The sequence below is a fragment of the Flavivirga jejuensis genome (assembly GCF_030540765.1).
Taxonomy (GTDB): Bacteria; Bacteroidota; Bacteroidia; order Flavobacteriales; family Flavobacteriaceae; genus Flavivirga; species Flavivirga jejuensis.
Genome location: NZ_JAUOEL010000004.1, coordinates 292,750 through 315,546 on the forward strand (window position 1 = coordinate 292,750; position 22,797 = coordinate 315,546).

A 22,797-nucleotide genomic window follows, 5' to 3' on the forward strand; every position below is an offset into this window, starting at 1 on the left:
TTTTTAATCGATTGATGCTAAGGCATCAACTCATAAAAAGTAAATAAAAATGACATCAAAAATAATTCAAATTATAAAAATAGTCTGTTTACGATCAGACACTAAATAAGAAACAAAATGAATCTTTCAAAACAACAAACATTTAGTAGAAGGTCATTCTTAAAAACGTCAGCCTTGGCAAGTGGAGGCATGCTTATTAGTTTTAACTTATTTACAGCCTGTAAATCTGATGTAAAACCGCCCATAGATATTAGTCAGTTAAATTTTAATGATTTCAATGCCTTTATAAAGATTTCAGATGAAGGTAAAGTCACTATATTTTCACCCAACCCAGAAATCGGACAAGGCGTTAAAACATCCATGCCCATGTTAATAGCCGAAGAATTAGATGTAGCTTGGGAAGATGTTTATGTCGAACAAGGTAAGCTTGATACTAAAAACTATACACGACAAGTCGCTGGAGGTAGCCAATCCATAAGACATGGCTGGGAACCTTTAAGACAAACAGGAGCCACAGCAAAACAGATGTTAATTAACGCAGCAGCTGTAAAATGGGGCGTTGATGCGTCGGAATGCACTGCTAAATTGGGAGTTATAACAAATTCAAAAGGAGAAACGCTAGGTTATGGTGATGTGGTTAAAGATGCTGCTTTATTAGAAGTTCCAGAAGATGTTACATTAAAACATCCCAAAGATTTTACGATTGTAGGTAATGGAGCAGGAAATGTAGATATCGATAAAATTATAACAGGAAAACCATTGTTTGGTTTAGATTATAAAGAAGAAGGTATGGTATATGCCTCTGTTTTAAGACCACCAGCTTTTGGACAAGAATTAGAATCTTTTGACGATTCGAAAGCAAAAGCTATACCAGGAGTTATAGATGTTATTACCATTGGAGAAAAAGTTAAAGACTATTATAAACAAGATGAAAAGAGTTGGACAGCACAAATAAGTGCAAGTAATAAAGTAGCGGTTATAGCAAAAACAACCTGGGATGCTATAAAAGGTATGAAAGCTATTAAAGCAGCTTGGAAAAATGAATCCCCACTGGAGAGTACCGAAAATCATGATAAAATATTGTTTGATTTATTAGATGGGGATGTATTTAAAACCAGACGCTCAGACGGCAATGTAAAAAAAGCATTTGCACAAGCAGACAAAATTATAGAACGTACGTATGAGGCACCATTTTTACCACATAATTGTATGGAGCCCATGAATTTTTTCGCAAATGTTACAAAAGATAAGGTACATTTAGTTGGTCCTATACAAACTCCAGAAGCAACAGCAATAGCCATCTCTAGCTTTTTGGGTAGAGCTATTGAAGACATTCAAGTAGAAATGACAAGAATGGGAGGCGGCTTTGGAAGAAGACTGTACAGTGATTTTGTTTTTGAAGCAGCCGAAATTTCGAATGCGATCAAGAAACCAGTCAAAATGATTTCTACCAGAGAAAATGATATGAGTACTGGAGTATATCGTCCATCCACAAAATATAGAATAGCTGCCTCAATAAAAGACGGTAAGCTAACAGGATATCATTTAAAAGAAGCTTGTATAAATGGAAATATGTATGGTTTAATTCCTCACTTTTTTCCAGCTGGCGCTCTAGAAAATTATCAAGTCGATACAACTCATTATAAAAGTAATATTACCACAGGTGCCTGGCGCGCTCCTTTTACGAACTTTTTAGCAAGTGCAGAACAAAGTTTTTTTGATGAAATAGCAGAAGCATTAGGCGTAGACCGTGTGCAATTTCATATGGATTTATTGGAAAAAGTAAAACAAAACCCAAATCCAAATATAGATTACAATCCAGAAAGATTGCAAGATGTTATAAAATTAGCAGTCGAAAAATCTCATTGGGGAAAAACCAAAGCAGGCACCTATCAAGGATTTTCGGTATACTATTGTCATAATACCCATGTTGCTGAGGTGGCAGATATTACCATGAAAAATGGCCTTCCTATTGTTGAAAAAGTGACTTGTGCCATTGATTGCGGTATCGTTGTAAACCCATTAGGCGCTTTAAATCAAGCAAAAGGAGGCGTTATTGATGGTGTTGGACATGCTATGTATTCGGATTTCGCTTTTAATCAGGGCGTACCACAATCAAATAACTTTAATACATATCAACTTATTCGTATGGGACAGACGCCACAAGTAGATGTCCATTTTGTTAAAAGAGATGTTGCTCCAACAGGTTTAGGAGAACCTACATTACCGCCTGTAGGCGCTGCGGTTGCCAATGCTATTTATAAAGCAACGGGAAAAAGGTTAAGAAAACAACCTTATATTAATAATCTGAATTTAGAAAAAGTTATTGGGTAATTTTTATCTATGACACATGAATTTAAAAACATCGTCAATCAAGCAGCAATAGCTGGTAAAGCAGGCATTAAATCTGTATTAGCATCTGTTGTAGCACTTGATGGATCTTCCTATAGAAAACCTGGAGTACGCATGCTTATTTTAGAAGATGGCAATATGATTGGTGCTGTGAGTGGGGGCTGTGTAGAAAAGGAAATCTTGTTACAATCAGAATCTGTTTTTAAGACAGGAGATTCTAAAATAATGACTTACGACGGTAGATATAGATTAGGTTGTGAAGGTGTTTTGTATATTTTAATAGAACTATTTGAGTCCGATTTTAAAGACGTGTTTTCTAAAGTAATGAACGACAGAAAGACCTTCGAAATTTGGTCTTATTTTGATAAAAAAGAAGGCGTCATTTCTGGAATAGGGTCTTGGGTTAAAATGAATAGTTCGTTTTTTTCATTGCAAAGCAATAAGCAAAAACTAAAAGAAAACAAGTCGTTATCACTTTTTAAGCAAAACATGACCCCCTGTTTTAAACTTGTAATTATAGGAGCAGAGCACGATGCTGTACAATTATGTAAATATGCAGCATTAACAGGGTGGGAGGTTGCTATTATTTCTGGACCATCAGAGTCTAAATCTATTGCGAATTTCCCTGGCGCTATTAGTTTTCAAGCGGTTTCGGCAGAAAATATGGAAATAGCAGCCATAGATAATCAAACAGCGGTTGTACTAATGACCCACAATTTTGCTAACGATTTGAGGTATTTAGTACAACTAAAAGAGACTAACCCCGTTTATATTGGTCTATTAGGACCATCGAAACGGCGGGATGATTTGTTGTCTCAATTTATAGAATATTGTCCAGATGTAAATACTGTCTTTTTAGATACGATTCACGGTCCTGCAGGGCTTAATATTGGTTCTGAGACCCCACAAGAAATAGCCGTTTCTATTGTGTCGGAAATACTGTCTGTTGCCAGAAAAAAAGACCCTATACCATTAAGTAAAAAAACAGGGAAAATTCATTCTTAATATATTCAAAAGTGCCTAAAGATTCTTTAAATATTCCCATAGTTATTTTAGCTGCTGGTGCGTCAAAACGCATGGGGACTATAAAACAATTGCTTCCTTGGAGAGAAGGTAATACGTTGTTAGAACATAGCATTGAAATGGCATTAAAAACGAACACGAATCAGGTTTTTGTGGTATTAGGAGCAAATTATGCTACGATAAAAAGTAACATAGATAAGTTGCCTGTTACTATTATTAAAAATAAAGATTGGGAATTGGGTTTAGGAAAATCTATAGCCTGTGCTGCCGAATATATTTTAAACTTAAAACAAGAGGTTGATGCCGTACTTATTTGTTTAGCAGATCAGCCATTTATAGATCCTGAATTTTTAAATACTTTAATTCAAAACGTTACTATTAATACAGGTCAAATAATAGCAAGTTCCTATAAAAATGGCGTTTCTGGTGTTCCAGTGATATTTGATAAGGTCTACCTCTCAGAATTATCAAAACTAAAGCATGATAATGGCGCTAAAATACTTCTAAAAAAATATGCCCCTTTAGTAAAAGTTTTTAAGCCCGAATTTGAGAATATAGATTTAGATTATAAAGAAGATTATGCGAATCTTTATAAAGATCAAATTTAAAAAAACTTAAATTTACAGCAATAGCAGTTAAATATAGCAGCGTTTCATGAGCAGATCTCCAATCGATAAAGCAAATACACCAGAAGAGTTTACAAGCATAAAAACCACAAAACCTGCAACAAACACAGGTGGTTTTAAAGCATTGAAAGCCGCATTTACGCATGTTTCTAAGTATATGAAACCTACAGATGCTATTAAAATATCAACCAAAATAAATCAAAAAGGCGGATTCGATTGTCCAGGTTGTGCCTGGCCAGACCCAGACGATGAACGTTCATTATTAGGTGAATACTGTGAAAATGGTATGAAAGCAATGTCGGAAGAAATGCAAAATAAAACAATCGACTATGCGTTTTTTGCAAACCATTCCGTTGACGCACTTGCTAACTTATCCGATTTTGAAATTGGGAAATCAGGGCGCCTTTCAGAACCTATGTTTTTAGCAGAAGGTGCATCCCACTATCAGCCCATATCTTGGGAAACAGCGTTTGAAAAAGTAGGCAAACATTTAAATGCGTTAGATAATCCAGACGAAGCTGTTTTTTACACATCAGGCAGAACCACTAACGAAGCAGCTTTCTTATATCAATTGTTTGTTCGGGAATTCGGAACAGCGAACCTTCCAGACTGTTCAAATATGTGTCATGAAGCAAGTGGTAGCGCGCTTTCTGAAACCTTAGGTATTGGAAAAGGCTCGGTAACATTAGATGATTTATACAAAGCAGAATTGGTTATGGTTATTGGTCAGAATCCAGCAACAAACCATCCAAGGATGCTAACTGCCTTAGAAAAGTGTAAAAAAAACGGCGGTAAAATTATAGCCATTAACCCATTACCAGAAGCAGGACTTATTAAGTTTACCAATCCGCAAAATCCAATTAAATTATTAACAGGAGGTACAAAACTAGCCGATGTATTTGTACCAATCACCATCAATGGAGACGTTGCTTTTGTAAAAGCCTTGTTGATTAAGTTATTAGAAAAAGAAACATTAGAAGGCAACGTATTTGATAAAGATTTTATTAATGAACATACACATGGTTATGAGGCGTTTATTTCAGACTTAAAACAGTTTAATTTTGATGATTGTTTGGCCTTATCTGGGGTTTCTAAATCGACTTTTGATGCTGTATTATATTTAGTTTTAAATAACGAAAAGATAATCATTTGTTGGGCGATGGGACTCACGCAGCATGAAAATGCGGTTGATAATATACGAGAATTAGTGAATCTATTATTGTTAAAAGGTAGTATAGGAAAAGAAGGTGCTGGCACCTGTCCCGTACGGGGACATTCTAACGTACAAGGAGATAGAACCGTTGGAATATGGGAATCCGCACCACAAGCCTTTTTAGATAAAATTGAAAATAAATACGGTTTTAAACCAACAACAAAACATGGCTATTCTGTAATTGATGCCATTAAAGCCATGAACGAGAAAAAAGCCAAAGTATTTTTTGGCTTAGGTGGTAATTTTATCTCTGCCGTTCCAGATACAAATTATTCTGCCCAAGGTCTGGCAAATTGTAATTTAACAGTGCATGTAAGTACTAAACTAAATCGATCACATTTAGTTACAGGTAAAGAAGCTTTAATATTACCTTGTTTAGGACGTGCCGAAAAAGATTATCAAAAAACAGGCATTCAAACTCAAAGTGTAGAAAACTCTATGGGTATTGTATCATCTACCAAAGGTATTTTAGAACCTTGCTCAGACCAACTATTAAGTGAAGTAGCTGTGGTTTGTAATATTGCACATGCCACTTTAAAAGAACGTTCCAAAATCAATTGGTTGCAATATAAAGATGATTATAATTTAGTACGAGACGACATTCAGGAGGTTGTTGAAGGGTTTCAGGATTATAATAAAAGACTTAAACAACCCTCTGGATTTTATTTACCAAATGGTGCCAGAGAAAGAAAATTTAAAACAAAAACAGGGAAAGCAAATTTCTCTTTAAATAAATTACCAGAATGGAAGCTTAAGGATTCTGAATTAATTATGATGACGATACGTAGCCACGATCAATTTAACACGACTATTTATGGCTTGGACGATCGTTATCGCGGTGTTTTTAACGAAAGACGGATTATTTTTATGAATCGGGAAGACATGAAAATTAGAAACCTTAAAGAACACCAAGTTGTAAATTTAACTTCAGAATTCAATGGTAAACTTAGAAAAGCCAATAGTTTTAAAGTGGTTGGTTACGATATTCCTAAAAACTGCTGTGCCACCTATTTTCCAGAGACTAACGTATTAGTGCCTATAGATAGTTATGCGCATACTGCTAAAACACCAGCTTCTAAGAGTATTGTTGTTAATGTGGTGGGAGTAGATTAGGTTTTGCTTTTTAATCTAAAAATTCTCTGACCCTTGCCTGGTTGCCTCACGCTTTTTTACTTTCCAAAATATTTCTTATTTCATCGAAGTCTAAGATTCCACTTTTGGTTATTGCATCAATTGATTGGTTAATTGAGATGTAAGCTAAATTTTCATTTAATGAATTATGTGTTTTTCCCATTACATATTCAATCAAGTTTGAGGTTGAGTATAAAATCAGTTCAACTTCTGTTGGAATTTCAAAGTCGTCATCTTCTCTTGCTACAACAGGCTCTCTAATTTCATTGTGAAGAGGTTCAATTTTAGCTCCGTTTATTTTGTCAGATAAGAAGTTATTCCGTCCATTTATTTTTTTTAAGAGTTTGATTGATTTGTTAATTAAATTCTTATCAATTTTATGATACATTCCAACAACAGAATCTGTGTATTCAATTCGATTTTCAGAGTTGTAATTATCCCAAATCGGTAATCCAATTTCAATCAATTCGATAGCTAATTCGATTTGATTTTCCTTCTCAAAACTATTTATTAATTCAGGTAACTGCATTTTTCTCATATGTGTGGCAACAATCAAATATACATTCAAATATAACAAAAATCACCTCTAAAATAATATCATATGAATTTTGAATGATGTCATTGAATTGTTTAATTCAATTTAATTCAAACCCTCATATTTTAGTTATTAATCAATATACATAGTATCAATTTGAGAAATCTATAATAATTCAGGTTATAGCGCAATTTACTTAAGTTATATATTAATAACTAAGTATAATTACTTAATTTTGTTTTTCAATAAATACGTAGTTATGTTAAAAATTATAGTTGTTGGTAATGGTATGGTAGGGTACAAGTTCTGTGAAAAATTTGTAGCTCACTCTGGTTCTAAAGGATTTGAACTTACTGTTTTTGGAGAAGAAGTAAGACCAGCTTACGATCGGGTACATCTAAGCGAGTTTTTTGAAAATAGTGATGCCAAAGCATTAGAGATGGCTCCTAGATCATGGTACGAAGAAAACGGTATCGAATTAATTACCGATGAGCGTATTACAGACATACATCGGTCTTCCAAAAAAATTACAACTAGTAAAGAATTAAACTATACGTACGATTATTTAGTTTTAGCAACAGGATCTGCGCCTTTTGTGCCCAATATTAGTGGTATAGAAAAGAAAGGTGTTTTTGTTTACAGAACTATAGAAGATTTAGAAGATATGTTGGCCTATGCCGAGGTTTTAAGATCTAAAAATTCAGAGACAGTAAAAGCAGCTGTATTAGGCGGTGGACTTTTAGGTTTAGAAGCTGCCAAAGCGGTTATGGATATGGGGTTTGAACCTCATGTGGTAGAATTTGCACCAAAATTAATGCCAAGGCAATTAGATACACGTGCGAGTAAGGTTTTACAAGAGAAAATAGAATCTATAGGTATTAATGTTCATTTATCTAAAGCAACTAATAAAATTCTGGGTGATGATGCTATTACAGGCATGGAGTTTGGAGAATACGATAAAATAGATGTAGAGATGCTAGTTGTTTCGGCGGGTATCAGACCTAGAGACGAATTAGCAAAAACCTGCGATTTGGAAATGGGAGTAAGAGGCGGTATTGTAGTAAATGATAAAATGCAAACGTCCGATCCAGAAATTTATGCTATAGGTGAAGTGGCTCTATATAACCAAATGATTTATGGTTTGGTAGCTCCAGGTTACGATATGGCAGAAGTAGCAGTGAATCAAATTTTAGGTAATTCTGAAGTATTGATGGCAAGTGATATCGATATGTCTACCAAACTTAAGTTAATAGGTGTAGATGTAGCCAGTTATGGAGAACCTTTTATGCCAGTAGAAAAAGGCTATTCAATAATTTACGAAAACAAAACAAAAAACTTATACAAACGAATCAATATAAGTCACGATGGTAAAAAATTGTTAGGAGGTATTTTAGTAGGTGATGCCAGTGATTATAATATGTTTCATCAAATTTATTTAAACGGATTACCAATCCCAGAAGATGCCGAAGAATTAATTATAGGAAGCAGAGGAGAAGGCGGTTCATCGTTTGGAAGCGTTATGGACATTCCAGATGCAGCACAAGTGTGTTCTTGTGAAAGCGTTACTAAAGGAGATATTTGTTGCGCCATTACAGAAGAAGGTTGTGAGAATTTAGGAGACGTTATCACCAAAACAAAAGCAACAACAGGTTGTGGTGGTTGTAAACCTATGGTAGTCGATTTGGTTAACGAAACCCTTAAATCACTTGGAAAAGAAGTAAAAGAAACCATTTGTGAGCATTTCGATTTTAATCGTCAAGAATTATACGATCTCATTAAAATTAATAAAGTTGCAGATTACAATGAAACCCTTAATCTGTTTGGAGAAGGACATGGTTGTGAAATCTGTAAACCATTAATAGCTTCAATATTTGCAAGTATTCATATGGAAACACCTAACCGACAGGTTGGTATTCAAGATACAAACGATCGGTTTTTAGCAAATATTCAACGTAACGGAACGTATTCTGTGGTGCCAAGAATTCCTGGAGGAGAAATTACACCAGATAAGTTAATTGTTATTGGTGAAGTCGCTAAGAAATACGATTTATATACAAAAATAACTGGTGGACAGCGTATCGATTTATTCGGTGCCCAGCTACACGAATTACCACTAATTTGGAAAGAACTTATTGATGCAGGGTTTGAAAGTGGTCATGCCTATGGTAAATCACTTCGTACGGTTAAAAGTTGCGTAGGGTCTACTTGGTGTCGTTATGGTATGCATGAAAGTGTGACGTTTGCTATAGAAATTGAAAATCGTTATAGAGGCTTACGTTCACCACACAAACTTAAAGGAGGTGTCTCTGGGTGTATTCGAGAATGTGCTGAAGCCAGAGGAAAAGATTTTGGATTGATAGCTGTAGACGGCGGGTGGAATTTATACGTATGTGGAAATGGCGGCGCAACACCAAAACATGCGGTGTTATTAGCAGAACAATTAGATGATGCAACAGCTATTAAATATTTGGATAGATTTTTAATGTTCTATATACGTACTGCGGGACCATTAGTAAGAACAGCGCCTTGGTTGGATAAACTAGAAGGAGGCATCGAGTATTTAAGACAAGTAGTTATAGAAGATTCTCTTGGAATTGCAGAAGATTTGGACATAGAAATGCAAGGTTTGGTTGATAAGTATGAGTGTGAGTGGAAACAAGCGGTTGAAAACCCAGAAATGATGAAACGTTTTAAACATTTTGTGAACTCTGATGATACCGATGATAACTTAGTGTTTGTACCAATGCGTGATCAAAAAATGCCGAAAGTTTGGAGTTGAGTTTGAAGTTGGGAGTTAGGAGCTTGAAGTTTGAAGTTGGGAGCTTGAAGTTAGGAGTTGGAAGTTTAAAGTTTGAAGTGGTATATTGAACACTGAACACTGAACACTGAACACTGAAAACAGAAAACCAAATAAAGAATAGATTGATTTAAAATATAACCTATTATAAAGATGCAAGATTTACTTAATCAATACGAAACAGTAACAGAAACTAGTGTAAAAGAATGGTTTAATGTTGGGGAAGTATCCGATTTTCCAGAAAATAGCGGTGCTTGTATTAAATATAAAACCAAGCAAATAGCGGTTTATAATTTTAGTAGAACGTCTAAATGGTATGCCGCGCAAAATTTGTGTCCGCATAAAATGGAAATGGTATTGTCTTTAGGAATGATAGGGGATAAAGACGATATCCCAAAAGTGGCTTGTCCGATGCACAAAAAGAATTTTTCTTTAGAAGATGGTTCTAACCTGGCAGGAGAAGATTTAAAAATTGCGACCTATCCTGTTAAAATTGAAAACGGAAATGTGTATATTGGCTTTTCAGATTAATGAACGCGTCTTAATTTTTTAGTTTTATACCAAAAAGTTTGGTTTTTAGAGGTGAAATTAAAAGTTGTGATTAGTTCAAAACACATAAAAAAATGAAGCCCACAAGATTTGAAACCACCATAGCGTTGATAGATAAAAAAAACGCTGAAGATATTAATACATATCAGGTTTATGGTTTAGACTATCCAAAGGAATTATTGTATTCGCAGCGTATGTCTAGAAAACTTTTACAATTTAATCCAAATGCATCAAGAGCCCTTCAAATAGCAGCACGAGCTCAACATATTTGTCGTTGGAAAATAGCAAGAGATACATATCCGATGGATCGGATTGGGTATCTAAAATGGCGAGAAACTCTAAAAAAAATGCATGCAGAGCTAACAGTCGAAATTCTTGATCAGGTAGGATATGATACGCAGTTTAAAGATAGAGTATCTCTATTGATAAACAAAAAGCTAATCAAAAAAAATGAAGAATCTCAGATTTTAGAAGATACGATCTGTTTGGTTTTTTTAGACTATTATTTTGAAGAGTTTGCAGCAAAGCATAATGATGAAAAGATCATTGATATTCTTAAAAAGACCTGGGTAAAAATGTCTGATAAAGGACATGAAGCAGCATTGAAGCTTAACTTCTCAGAGAAAAGTTTGTCTTTGGTAAAACAAGCCTTAGCGTAACAAAATAAAAAATGACTAAACATGGCAGTTCTTTAGATCAACGTACTTTCCAACGGTTGAGTCGTTTGTATATTATTGCTTTAAGTACCATTGCAATTTCTGTTATTATTAGTCAGATTCTTATTAGAAAACATTTAAATGATCAACAAAACGATTCTACAGTAATAAATATCGCTGGAAGACAGCGTATGTTGAGTCAGAAATTAACAAAAGAAATTTTGTCAATTTCAATAGAAAACAATCAGGAAGAACGGCTTACCTTAAAAAATAGACTTAAAAAGACGCTTCAACTTTGGGAGTCGTCTCACCATGCGCTTCAAGAGGGAAGTGATAGCCTTGGACTTCCAGGGAATAATAGTGATGTGATTTTAGCCATGTTTAAAGACATTAATTTGTCTTTCAACGCTATAAATGAAGCGGCTTCTTCAATTATAAAAAAAAATGAGAATATTTCAAATGGTTCCACTTTAGTATTTGCAGATGAGTTAAGCATTATCCAAAAAAACGAAGGGGTATTTTTATTGCAAATGGATCAAATTGTAAATCAATTTGATTTAGAAGCTGAAGAAAAAGTAGCCTGGTTACGGAATTTAGAAATGCTTCTAATGGCAATCACATTATTACTTTTATTAGGGGAATTCCTTTTTATATTCTGGCCTACCGCTAAAACAGTAAAAAATAGTCTTTCCGAATTGTTAGAAGCAGAGAAGAAAGCAAAAAAAATGGCTTTTGATGCCGATGTTTTAAGTGAAGCTAAAGAAAAATCAATAAAAGAGTTACGTGCACTAAGTCTTGCGATTGACGAAACATTATTGTTTGCACGTATTGCACCCAATGGTATTGTTATGCATATGGGGAATAAGTTTTCCCGCTTGTTTAAGTTTAGTAAATTCAATACGAATGTGCTTTTTTCTGAAGTTTTATCTATTCATGAAAAAGAACAAACCATTATAGACGATATTGTTTCGCAACATAAAAAAACAGGTTGGCAAGGAGAGGTTAAAGCAACCACTAAAGATGCTGTAGCGGTATGGTTAGAAATGGCGATTATTCCTTTTAGCCCAACTAATGATAAATCAGAATTGTTGATTATAGCCTCAGACATCACATCAAAGAAGGAAGGACTTATAGAAATAGAGCGCTTAACAAAAGCTAGTTTTGAGGAGAGAATGAGTCAACAAAAAACCATTTCCAGTAAGATTATAGAAAATCAGGAAAAGGAGCAAAACCGAATTGCTAAAGATGTACATGATGGCATAGGCCAAATGCTTACAGGATTAAAGTATAATCTGGAAAGTATCGATATAAAGGATGTTGATAAAACGGCTGTAAAAATTGAACACCTAAAAGAACTCACATCTAATATTATAAAAGGCGTAAGAACAGCAACATTTAATTTAACGCCTCCAGAATTATCAGATTACGGCATTGTACCTGCAATGACTAAGCTTACTCAAGAACTTTCTAAACTTACAGGGAAAGATATTGTGCTTTATAACAAAACAGATTTTGCAGATAGATTAGATTCACTTGCTGAGATTAATATCTATAGAATTGTACAAGAAGCCATTAATAATGCTATAAAATATGCAGATTCCAAACATATTATAGTATCCTTAACGCATAGTAAAAAAATACTTAGTATTGTTATTGATGACGATGGTAAAGGCTTTGATCCCACTAAGATTAAAAATGTAAAGAATGGAGAAGGAGGGATGGGAATGACTTTTATGAATGAACGCATTAAATATATTGACGGACGATTATTTCTTAATTCTGAAAAAGGAAAGGGTACAAGAGTGACGTTAAATATTCCTTTGGTTTTTAGTACATGACAAAAATTAATAATATATCAGATGTCAGTCTGAGGCACCAGATAAAAAAAATTAATTAGCGGTGGAAATGACGTAATTGGGGTGTCATCCTATGTTTGCAAAAGGTTAGTTCATTCAGAGGTTAGTTCATTCAGAAGGAGGTACGACTGAAGACTCTTTAGAAATTAATGATAAAGATTCTTCGCTGCGCTCTGAATGACAAACGATTGTAAATTAGGTATTTATGAAAATCCGTCAATGCTAGGCACCAGATAAAAAAATTAACTAGCGGATGAAATGACATAATTGGGGTATCATCCTATGTTTGCAAAAGGTTAGTGTCATTCAGAGGTTAGTGTCATTCAGAAGGAGGTACGACTGAAGAATCTTAAGAGATTAATGATAAAGATTCTTCGCTGCGCTCTGAATGACAAACGATTATAAATTAAGTATTTATAAAAAACGTTAATGGTAGGCTATCGAAAACAAAATATATTTTGTTTGAAGATATAAGCGAAGCTTACGATTGAAGAATCTTTAGAGACTAATTATAAAGATTCTTCGCTGTGCTCTGACAAACGATTATAAATTAAATTATGAATAAAAAATTAATAAGCTCAGGTTCAACATTTGAAGAAAGTATAGGCTATTCCAGAGCAGTTGTACAAGACAATTGGGTATTTGTATCTGGAACAACAGGCTATAATTATGAAACCATGAGTATTAGTGATGATATCGTTGAGCAAACCGAGCAATGCTTAATTAATATAAAGAATACACTAGAGCAAGCAGATGCAAGCCTGTCTGATGTAGTACGCGTGACTTATATTTTGCCAAATGCCAAAGCATTTGAATCTTGTTGGCCAGTATTAAAAAAATATTTTGGTGAGGTTAGGCCAGCGGCAACCATGTTTTCGGCATTACTTGCAGATGATAAAATGAAAATTGAAATTCAAGTGACAGCTTTGAAGTCACAAAATACGTAGTATTACTTAAAATCGTTATTTTTGTACTTATAATTCAAGTTTAATAAATAGATATGATTCATATAGTTTTAGCAGACGATCACGTTTTGGTAAGAGATGGTATTAAAGCGCTTTTAGAAGATGAGCAAGGGATAGCCGTTATAGATGAAGCATCAAATGGTAAAGAAGCATTGGAAGTTTTAGAACGTACCAAGCCAGATTTGTTAATTGTAGATATAAGAATGCCAGAGCTTAATGGTATTGAAGTGGTTACTGAAGTGTCAAAAAAGCATAAAAAAGTAAGAACCTTGGTCTTGTCTATGCACGACTCAGAAGAATACGTTATTAAAGCGATTCAAGCTGGCGCTGATGGTTATTTATTAAAAGGAGCAAGTAAAGAGGAGTTTTTAAAAGCTATAAATAAAGTAGCATCGGGAGGTAAATATTTTACAGGTGATGTATCTGCCATTATCATGAATAATTTTGTGAACGGAAATGCGGCCAGTTCAACACAAAAAGAACCCGTTGAAGATCCGTTTCATCTAACTAAAAGAGAAAAACAAATACTTGGTTTGGTCTTACAGCTTAAAAATAATAAAGATATTGCCGAAGAACTTCAAATAAGCAAACGTACTGCCGAAGTACATCGTTTCAATTTAATGAAAAAGTTAGAAGTAAAAAATATTATGGAACTTAATAATAAAGCTAAGGAATATCAGTTGATTTAGTTTGTGTTTTTAAGTTCTGTTTAAGTAAAAGGGGATTTTGTGGTTAATGTTTTTCTTTCACTTACTCAATTTCAGTATTCGAAAGGCTCCTTGAATGACCAAGATAAAAACAATTGTTCCTACAATCAAATCAGGTTTACTGGAACTCAACCAATTTACCAAAATTCCTGCAATTATTACTCCTAAATTGATAATCACGTCGTTTGAGGTGAAAATCATACTTGCTTTCATATGGGCTTCTTCTTTGCTTTTTGACTTTTGTAAAATGTAAAGACAAATTCCGTTTGCAATAAGGGCAAAAATCGAAATGATAATCATTGTTGAAAAATCTGGAAGTTTCTCGTCTCCAAAAAACCTTCTTAAAACTTCCACAAATCCGATAATCGCAAGTGTGATTTGAAAATATCCAGCAAGTTTTGCAATCCGCTTTTTTTTAATCAACGTTCCGCCAACTGCAAACAAACTAATTCCGTAAACGAAACTGTCTGCAAGCATATCCAAACTATCGGCAATAAGTCCCATAGATTTTGAAATCACCCCTGTTGTTATTTCGATAATAAAAAAAGCAAAATTGATTAGAAGTACAGACCAAAGTAACTTTTTTTGGTTTGTGTTTTCTTTAAAATCCGTTTGGTCGGTTGGTTCGGTTGAAAGTTTCTTTCCACCTAAATTCAGTTCGATAATAGACTTTTCGATTTGGTTGATTTCTCCGCTGTGAAAAACCGTCAATTTTCGGTTTGGAATGTCAAAGTCTAAATTTGCAATATTTGGAATTCCGTCCAATGTTATTCGGATGAGGTTTTCCTCCGATGGACAATCCATTTTGGTAATTTCAAATATTGTTTTGTTCATTCGGTTTCTAGCGTTTTCTGTATTAATCACAACGATTTGTGCAATATTAAGTGGTATATATCACTTTCTTATAGGGTTAACACTTAGCTAAATTTACGATTAATTTTCTTTGAATCGTCAAATTTTAAATTTTGCAGACTTTGTTAAAAATACTCATTTTAGGTTTGAAACGAAATCCTTATTATTTCTATACTTCTTTGTTGTTCTCAGTTATTCTACTTCGTTATTATTTAGAAATTCTAATATCAGTTTTGCGATTTCCCTTGTTTTTTCTTCAGCAGCAAAATGACCTGCATCAAGAAGGTGGAGTGCTGCTTTTGGTAAATCTTTTAAGTAAGCTTTTGCGCCATTAGAATTAAATTTTAAATCCTTTTTACCCCAAACAATAAGGGTTTTAGGTTGATGCTCCCTAAGCATCTTTTGCCATTTAGGATATCTAATTAAATTGTTATTATAATCTTGAAAAAGTTGCACTTGAATTTCTCTATCCTTATCAGAATTTAAAAAAACAAGATCGTGTGTCCAAGCATCAGGACTTTGAATATTAATATTTGTTGAGTCAAGATCGAACAAATACTGTTTGTTAATTATTGCATCTTTTCCAGTAAGACTGTATAAAAAATCGTGTTTTGTTCGTGTAGTATCTGTTTGAGCTGTTCTAAAAAAGTCTTGTCGTTTTGGAGTTAGTCCATCAAGATATGCATTTGCATTTTGAACAATTAGTGCATCTATTCTATTAGGATCATTCATCATCATGCGATAGCCTACTGGGGCTCCAAAATCTTGCATGTACATAACATAGTTATTAATTTCGAGCTTATCTAAAAGTTTTTGAGTATAGTTTGCTAATAAATCAAAGGTATAAGTCGTTGTATTTGGGTCTAAATGGTCACTATAACCCGACCCCAGATTATCTGGTGCAATTATATGATAATGCGTGGATAACATGGGTATTAAATTCCTATACGAATGGGAAGAAGATGGATAGCCGTGCAATAAAACAATTGTTGGATTTTTTCTATTACCTGACTCTCTATAAAATAATTTAACACTATCAATCATCTTATAATTATATGTTGTTGGAGGAGGTAAAAAGTATTCCTTTTGGTTTGATTCGGTTTTGTTATATTTTGGATTGTCGCATCCAGTTATTACGATTGTAAAAAGTATAATGATTAATAATTGTTTCATTTTTTTGACTATAATTATTTGATTAATCGCTGCTATCTTTCAAGTTAAAAGATATGTAATTTAAAAAATAACGGTTTGAGTTACTACCCAAAATCGCTATTTTTTATGACTTGTTAATACCCGATTTTTATCTAGATTAGAGATGTTATTCTATGTTTTTTCTCATAAATATTTTGATTTTTTGAATGATATCATCGCCATCTTCTTCTAATGCAAAATGTCCTGTATCATATATATTATAATCAATATTTTTAACATCTTTTTTGAAAGCTTCTGCGCCACTTTCAGGAAAAAAAGCATCGTTTTTACCCCAAACAATTAATAGAGGAGGTTGATTGTTTCTCAAATATTTTTGCCATTTTGGATACAATTTTAAATTATTTTGATAATCATAAAATAAATCTAGGTTAATAGCATGTGCATGTGGTCTGGAAAGCCTCAAATAATCTAAATGCCAATTATCAGGATTCACATTTTCTATATCTCTAACACCATGTGTATATTGCCATTTTAAGCCTTCTAAAGAAAAAACAGGTAATAAAGCTTCTTCTGTTTGCTTATTTCTGTTTTTCCAAAACTCTTTAATTCCTGCCCAAGCCTCTCCTAAACCTTCTTCATAGGCATTACCGTTTTGATTTATTATAGCAGTAACCCTTTCTGGATGTGCCGTTGCAATTCTAAAACCAATAGGTGCTCCATAGTCCTGAATCATTAGTGCATATGAGTTGATTTTCTTTTTCTCTAGAAACGCATCAATTGTTGATGCCAGGTTATCAAAGGTGTATTTATAGGTGTTGGAATCTGGAAAATCACTATTACCAAAGCTAGGATAGTCTGGTGCTATGAGATGAAATTCGTCTGACAATTGATTTAAAACTTTTCTATATTGATGAGAAGAAGCAGGAAAACCATGTAATAATACTATAGTTGGATTTTTAGGATTACCAGCTTCTCGATAGGCTATGTTGATTCCGTTAATGTCTATCGTTTTATATTTAAGTGTTATTGTTTTTTTCTCTCTTATTTGCTCTATATCATTGGGGCGAGTACGTACTTTAGATTTAATTTTGTCTCCACAAGAGACAAAAAGGAAAACTGTGATTAATGTGATTAATAAATTCTTCATTGTGTTTTATTTTAAATAAGGGCACTTTTAATTTTTGTATTGATTTCGGGCAAGGGTATTTCAAAATATTTTGAGTGAGTAATATTGATAATAAACATAAAAAAAGCCATAAACAGAGCCTAAACTCTGTTATGGCTTGCATTGTTATGTGTCTGCTTAATTTCTTCCAGCCATGATACCACCATCGGTATCCCAGATGGCACCAGTAACCCAAGATGCCTTTTCTGAAAGTAAAAAGAGTATGCTATTTGCAATATCATTAGGTTCTCCAATCCTTCCAATAGGATGAAATCCATTAAAACCTGCTAATGCATTTTGAGCTTCTTCTTTTCCTCCAAAAACACCGTGATAAACAGGTGTGTTTACTACTGCTGGAGATACAGCATTTACTCGGATATTATCATCTGCTAGTTCCATTGCTAAATGTTTAGTCAAAGAATGTAAACCCGCTTTTTGCATAGAGTAAGCAGAAGATGGTGTTGCTTTTATAGCTTGTTTAGCCCACATAGATCCTACATTTACGATGGCTCCTCCATTAGTGGCTTTCATCTTTTTAGCGGCACTTTGTGTAATGAAAAAGAAACCTCTGTTTAAATCTAAGTAAGAATTATAATCTTCTAATGTGTGATCTAAAAATGGTTTTGGTCCAAAAATCCCTGATGCATTAACGAGATAATCTAAGTTATCCCATGCTGTGATTTCTGAAATTAAAGTTTCTACTTCATCTGTTTTAGATATGTTTATTGCATGTTTAATCAAATTAGGATTATCAGCTACTTTATCAACATTTCTACCTACAATGTGTACCGTTGCACCGCCTTCTAATAAGGCATTTGTTGTTTCATTTCCAATGCCACTTGTACCTCCAATTACTAAGGCTACTTTTTTTTCGAATTCTTTCATTTTTTTTGTTTATTTAATTTATAAATAGACAGGTAAGTCTGTCTTTAAATGGATAAAATTTTTTTATCTTATGATTTGTGAACACAAATTCTTTGTTTCTTTTATAGGCCAATTTTCTTGATGTAAATGACTTTCACTTACAGCACTTTCGTAGAGTAAGTAAATTTGTCGGGAAAGAGAATCGATTTGTTCTTCTTTAATATTTTCCAAATTGTTGGTAATAAGTTTTGAGATAAGATGAATAAAACTGTTTTTTTGGGCTTGTATTTCATTTCTGATTTTTTCATTATCCTTTGGGATTTCTGAAACTGTTTTGATGCACCAGCAACCGTTAAAATCTTTATCCCGAAAAAAGACTTCAAGAAAATCAAAAATAGCAAGTATTTGAGTTTTCCCTTTTTGTTTGGAAGTGGTGAACGCTTCAATATCTGAAATAAAAGTCGCATTCTTGAATTGAAGATAGGCAAGGCATATATCTTCTTTTGATTTAAAATGATTATAAAGTGTTGCTTTGGCTATACCAGTTTCTGAAATAATTTCATTTATTCCAGTGGAATTATACCCATTCTTATAAAATAAGAATGAAGCAGTTTCAATGATTCTATTTTTTACCTCAGAATGTTTCATGAGGCAAATATAAAACAAATATTCAAAAATAAAGACAAGTCTGTCTTTATTTTTAAATTAATGGTTTGTATAAGTTTCTGATTTTATTAGTTATGCTTTTAAGAGCGTGGATTTTCATAAGTAAGCTTGCATAGTATTTTTTAATATTTATCCTTAGATAACAGTAATAGGCAGATAGGATTGCCTACCTTATCAAAAAAGGAAATTAAGCTATGATTACTGATATAGAAGTAAACAAGCCAGAGCCTATTGCAATTGGTAAAAAGCTTAAATCGTTTAAACAAGGAACAGCCGTTAAGGCTACGATCGAGGCCTTAAAACGAGGTGAATCGATACTAATTAAGGAGTTCTATAATGATGGAATATCTCTGCTTCATGATTTACACACATATCTAAAACTAAAATTACCTAACAAGTCTTTTCTGGAGCAACAGGCGTATCGCACAGAGTATTATAGACTTTCAAATTTAATTTTATTAGAAATTGTCGATCAAAAACTATGTGTAAAGAAATCTCCTGGTATTGGCTGGTTAGAAAAATTTTATTCAGAAAATAATCATTTCTTTTTAACTTTTCCTCAAATACAAGGCTTGAATAGTGCTTGGCAATGGTACCAAAATGGGATTTCTATACCTGTACTTCGGAACAAAATGCATCCTTATTACGGAACCTACTTTCCTACGCGTTTTGAACATTTAGTCCTTTTTGATAATTGGTTAAAGCGTTATAAAGGGCCAAAAAAGACAGCTATAGAAATAGGTATTGGGTGTGGTGTTTTGTCTTTGCAAATGATACAACATCATTTTCAAAAGGTGTATGCTACGGATATAAACCCTAATGCCATTGTTGGATTGATAGAATTTATGGGAACAACTAAGCTGTCTCGAAAAATTGAATTGGATTTTGGACACCTTTTTGGTAAGTGGGAAAAACAGACCGAATTGATTGTGTTTAATCCGCCTTGGCTACCAGAAGTTCATGACTTGAGCCATATTGATGCCGCTATTTATTACAATAAAACCTTGTTTGCAGATTTTTTTTGCTGCGGCAAAAAAAAGACTGTTACCTGAAGGGAAACTGGTACTCATCTTCTCAAACTTAGCTCAAATAACTAATGTAACAACAGATCATCCTATACAAAAAGAATTAGATGAAGGTAACAGGTTTCAATTGGAAAGATGTTTTAAAAAATCTGTAAGTGCTGCTTCCAGTAAAACAAAACGAGATCAGCATTGGCGTGCTTTGGAAGAAGTAGAACTTTGGGTACTCACGAATATTTGAATTTTGGGTAACTACTGCATAAACGTCATCATTATAAACAACAATCTCGTTCTTCTGTGTAGTTTTAGTTCTAATTTTTCTTTGGTTTCCTCCATCTTTTAAGAAATCTCCATAACAGAATAAAACCTATATTCATTGCGATAATATAAAGTAGAATTCCCAATGGATTGAACCCTGTTGGTTCCTCTTGTGCAGCCTTTTCTAGAAATAAAATAGATGTGGATAGTTTTTCTTCAGTAAACAGTTGGTTGTTTGCCACGTTACTTCCCCAATGAATTCCAATAGCAAAGAAAATGGTTCCAGCCTTTAAAAGAGCATTTGCAAAAACAAAGTGTCCTATAATTAGTGAAATAGAGTAGAAAATTGCTCCGAATATTCCAATGTTAAATACATTATGCATTGAAACAAAAACTATAACAGTGACTAGGTTTGCTATTCTCAAATTGTAGATTGAAATCAGTTTTTTGTATCCATAACTTCTACATATAAATTCTTGTACTGCCGCTGTTGGCAAAATCCAATAGAGTTCTTTTAATATTTCTCGATAATCTAAAGAGTTGTTTGTTATTATAATATCACCTGTTAGCAAACATTTTAAATAATAACCAATTAGAACAGCTAAAATTCCTAATACAAGTCCAATGGGGAGATATTTTAAATTTTGTCCACTAAAATTGAACCCTAACTCATCTAGATTTTTGTTTTCCGTTTTATATAAAGTCCAATTTGCTATTATAATCAATATCAGTCCAACAAATGGGAAAACTTGTTTAGTCCCTTTCGGCAAGGGTATGAAATCAGGTAAAAAAAGAGCAATGATAATCAGAACCACAAAAAGAAGCAGTCGGCTTAAATTAGGATAGGTTTTTAATAGGTTCATTGTATTGTAATAACCAGGTAATTATTTTTCATGTTATTGTGCGCTGGTTTTTCCGCTGATGATTTCCAAAGTTTCATTCACAAAATCGGTCTTTCCAAGGACATAAGAACCTCTGTCATTTTTAAATTTAGTTGCTAATTCGAGCTTTAGATTTTCGTATTGTTTCGCTCTTTCAGAATTAGAATTTAAAAAGTTTCGAAAGTCAATTTGTTTCCACATTACGTTATCTTTCGGACACATATGAATATGGAAAATCTGTTCTTTTTTTCCGTCAATATTATAGCCTTTTCCGAATGTTGAATATGCCTCGATATCTTCTCTGGCTGGAACTACAAAATGAGAATAACCTAATTCTGTGAAATTTGCGATTAGATTTTCGTCAAATAGCGTTTCTTTAGGAATTTCTATCATCAAATCGATATATGGTTTTGATTTGATACTCGGAATTGAAGAACTTCCAAAGTGTTCTATTCGCAAGATTGTTTCATTTCCAATTTTTTCAATTATTCGTTTCTTTTCGCTTTCATAAATGTTTTTCCATTCGGGATTATGGTCAACTAATTCAATTGGAAAAAGTGTGTTCCAATCCTCTTTGGTTAAATCATATAAAGTTTTTTTCATTGTTTCTCGTTTTTTTTCGGTGAACAGCGTCTTGTATAAGAATAATTTCGGGTTACGTGCGAGGATTTTACTCAGGAAAATCAGATGTAATAAACTTGCAACAATCTTTTGTTAGACTCAAAATTAAGCAATTATTTTATACATCTATGTTGAAATAGTTTTTGTTTTATAAGAGGAAAATTGTAACCTAAAAATTATATATTTCCCCATCTATTTTAATTTGTTTGTAACTAGTAGTATAAAAATTATAATTCCAACCTAATCCCCTTATATATGAAACAAAGAGTTTTTCTTCTTCTGGGTTTTTGTAAAATCTTTGAAATGCATAAGTTCTTAAATTGTCATCTTTTTCAATTAGAGTGGCTTTAAAGTCATTCACTGATTTGTTATTGAGAGTCCAAAATGTATCCTCAAGTGATGTATTAAATTTAGCATGTATGTGTTTAAAATCAGGATTGTCTGGATACCCTTGAATAAGGTTTTGATTAGTATCAATTCTTAAATACTGAAAAGTAACTGCATCTCCTCCAATTAGTGAATAAAATTTATAATATAAATCCCCTTCTATTCGAAGTGTATCGGTGATTTCAGTGTAATTGTCTTCATCATACTTCCAATAATTCCCTATGTGCATAGGAAGAAATGAATCGCTCGTTGGCGTAGGGTTTGAAATATTAGTGTCATCAGATTCATTACAACTTAAAAGTAATATAAAAATCCCAAGAGATATTGTTTTCAGATACGTTTTCATAAATAATCTATTTTATTTCATAGATGTATTTTACTCAATATGGTTGCGTCAAATTACTTACAATAAAGTTATATTAACTATACGGTTTTTATTAATCTTTTATGTTACTAGCGTTAATTAGGTAGTGTAACAGTTTTATTGGTCTCAACTGTATTTAACAAGGATGTATTTTA

Annotated in this window: 21 protein-coding genes; 12 read left to right on the forward strand and 9 right to left on the reverse strand. The window is 33.2% G+C overall.

Features of this window, described 5'->3' with window-relative positions; genetic code table 11:
* Positions 1–117: 117 nt before the first annotated feature.
* The 4 genes from Q4Q40_RS12870 to Q4Q40_RS12885 are packed head-to-tail and all read left to right on the forward strand — an operon-like array spanning position 118 to position 6,327.
* Complete coding sequence (locus Q4Q40_RS12870) at positions 118–2,334, forward strand: xanthine dehydrogenase family protein molybdopterin-binding subunit (RefSeq protein ID WP_303302252.1); 2,217 nt, start codon at positions 118–120, stop codon at positions 2,332–2,334.
* Positions 2,335–2,343: 9 nt separating this feature from the next.
* Positions 2,344–3,357, forward strand: coding sequence for an XdhC family protein (locus tag Q4Q40_RS12875; RefSeq protein WP_303302253.1), 1,014 nt, complete (start codon positions 2,344–2,346; stop codon positions 3,355–3,357).
* 11 nt (positions 3,358–3,368) lie between these two features.
* Positions 3,369–3,983 carry a nucleotidyltransferase family protein gene (locus Q4Q40_RS12880; protein WP_303302254.1) on the forward strand — a complete coding sequence of 205 codons (615 nt, stop codon included), beginning with the start codon at positions 3,369–3,371 and terminating at the stop codon, positions 3,981–3,983.
* Between the two features lie 46 nt (positions 3,984–4,029).
* Complete coding sequence (locus Q4Q40_RS12885; RefSeq protein ID WP_303302255.1) at positions 4,030–6,327, forward strand: FdhF/YdeP family oxidoreductase; 2,298 nt, start codon at positions 4,030–4,032, stop codon at positions 6,325–6,327.
* 46 nt (positions 6,328–6,373) lie between these two features.
* On the opposite strand, the gene Q4Q40_RS12890 is transcribed toward Q4Q40_RS12885, so the two are convergent.
* Complete coding sequence (locus Q4Q40_RS12890; RefSeq protein WP_303302256.1) at positions 6,374–6,874, reverse strand: hypothetical protein; 501 nt, start codon at positions 6,872–6,874, stop codon at positions 6,374–6,376.
* Positions 6,875–7,139: 265 nt separating this feature from the next.
* Here Q4Q40_RS12890 and nirB point away from each other — a divergent pair, with 265 nt between their 5' ends.
* The 6 genes from nirB (at position 7,140) to Q4Q40_RS12920 (ending at position 14,392) form a co-directional block, all read left to right on the forward strand.
* On the forward strand, positions 7,140–9,659 hold the full coding sequence (nirB, locus tag Q4Q40_RS12895; protein ID WP_303302257.1) for a nitrite reductase large subunit NirB: 2,520 nt from the start codon (positions 7,140–7,142) through the stop codon (positions 9,657–9,659).
* A 171-nt stretch (positions 9,660–9,830) separates the two neighbouring features.
* Complete coding sequence (gene nirD / locus Q4Q40_RS12900; RefSeq protein WP_303302258.1) at positions 9,831–10,208, forward strand: nitrite reductase small subunit NirD; 378 nt, start codon at positions 9,831–9,833, stop codon at positions 10,206–10,208.
* 92 nt (positions 10,209–10,300) lie between these two features.
* Positions 10,301–10,885 (forward strand): DUF4202 domain-containing protein, encoded by a 585-nt coding sequence (locus tag Q4Q40_RS12905; protein ID WP_303302259.1) that lies wholly within the window; start codon positions 10,301–10,303, stop codon positions 10,883–10,885.
* An 11-nt stretch (positions 10,886–10,896) separates the two neighbouring features.
* Positions 10,897–12,720: an ATP-binding protein gene (locus tag Q4Q40_RS12910; protein WP_303302260.1), complete on the forward strand. Its 1,824-nt coding sequence runs from the start codon at positions 10,897–10,899 to the stop codon at positions 12,718–12,720.
* 575 nt (positions 12,721–13,295) lie between these two features.
* Entirely contained in the window at positions 13,296–13,685 is a 390-nt protein-coding gene (locus Q4Q40_RS12915) for a RidA family protein (protein WP_303302261.1), read from the forward strand.
* A gap of 53 nt (positions 13,686–13,738) precedes the next feature.
* Entirely contained in the window at positions 13,739–14,392 is a 654-nt protein-coding gene (locus Q4Q40_RS12920; protein ID WP_425555821.1) for a response regulator, read from the forward strand.
* A 57-nt stretch (positions 14,393–14,449) separates the two neighbouring features.
* On the opposite strand, the gene Q4Q40_RS12925 is transcribed toward Q4Q40_RS12920, so the two are convergent.
* The 5 genes from Q4Q40_RS12925 to Q4Q40_RS12945 all read right to left on the reverse strand — a co-directional run bounded on the left by Q4Q40_RS12925 (position 14,450) and on the right by Q4Q40_RS12945 (position 19,091).
* Complete coding sequence (locus Q4Q40_RS12925; RefSeq protein ID WP_303302262.1) at positions 14,450–15,244, reverse strand: cation efflux transmembrane domain-containing protein; 795 nt, start codon at positions 15,242–15,244, stop codon at positions 14,450–14,452.
* 210 nt (positions 15,245–15,454) lie between these two features.
* Entirely contained in the window at positions 15,455–16,435 is a 981-nt protein-coding gene (locus tag Q4Q40_RS12930) for an alpha/beta fold hydrolase (protein ID WP_303302263.1), read from the reverse strand.
* Between the two features lie 145 nt (positions 16,436–16,580).
* The gene (locus Q4Q40_RS12935) at positions 16,581–17,561 is read right to left on the reverse strand and encodes an alpha/beta fold hydrolase (protein ID WP_303302264.1); all 981 of its coding nucleotides are present in this window, start codon (positions 17,559–17,561) and stop codon (positions 16,581–16,583) included.
* Between the two features lie 156 nt (positions 17,562–17,717).
* Positions 17,718–18,464, reverse strand: coding sequence for an SDR family NAD(P)-dependent oxidoreductase (locus Q4Q40_RS12940; RefSeq protein ID WP_303302265.1), 747 nt, complete (start codon positions 18,462–18,464; stop codon positions 17,718–17,720).
* A 63-nt stretch (positions 18,465–18,527) separates the two neighbouring features.
* Positions 18,528–19,091, reverse strand: a complete 564-nt coding sequence (locus Q4Q40_RS12945) for a TetR/AcrR family transcriptional regulator (RefSeq protein ID WP_303302266.1) — start codon at positions 19,089–19,091, stop codon at positions 18,528–18,530.
* 212 nt (positions 19,092–19,303) lie between these two features.
* Between Q4Q40_RS12945 and Q4Q40_RS12950 the strand changes: the two genes are divergently transcribed.
* Both Q4Q40_RS12950 and Q4Q40_RS12955 read left to right on the forward strand, forming a co-directional pair.
* Positions 19,304–20,161 carry a class I SAM-dependent methyltransferase gene (locus Q4Q40_RS12950; RefSeq protein WP_303302267.1) on the forward strand — a complete coding sequence of 286 codons (858 nt, stop codon included), beginning with the start codon at positions 19,304–19,306 and terminating at the stop codon, positions 20,159–20,161.
* The gene (locus Q4Q40_RS12955; protein WP_303302268.1) at positions 20,118–20,372 is read left to right on the forward strand and encodes a hypothetical protein; all 255 of its coding nucleotides are present in this window, start codon (positions 20,118–20,120) and stop codon (positions 20,370–20,372) included. Before Q4Q40_RS12950 ends, Q4Q40_RS12955 begins: the two co-directional genes overlap by 44 nt.
* 70 nt (positions 20,373–20,442) lie before the next feature.
* Here Q4Q40_RS12955 and Q4Q40_RS12960 read toward each other — a convergent pair whose 3' ends face one another.
* The 3 genes from Q4Q40_RS12960 to Q4Q40_RS12970 form a co-directional block, all read right to left on the reverse strand.
* A complete protein-coding gene (locus Q4Q40_RS12960) occupies positions 20,443–21,252 on the reverse strand; it encodes a CPBP family glutamic-type intramembrane protease (RefSeq protein WP_303302269.1) in 810 nt (269 codons plus the stop codon).
* A gap of 33 nt (positions 21,253–21,285) precedes the next feature.
* Positions 21,286–21,873: a GrpB family protein gene (locus tag Q4Q40_RS12965; RefSeq protein WP_303302270.1), complete on the reverse strand. Its 588-nt coding sequence runs from the start codon at positions 21,871–21,873 to the stop codon at positions 21,286–21,288.
* 187 nt (positions 21,874–22,060) lie between these two features.
* Positions 22,061–22,624, reverse strand: coding sequence for a hypothetical protein (locus tag Q4Q40_RS12970; RefSeq protein ID WP_303302271.1), 564 nt, complete (start codon positions 22,622–22,624; stop codon positions 22,061–22,063).
* Between the last annotated feature and the right edge of the window lie 173 nt (positions 22,625–22,797).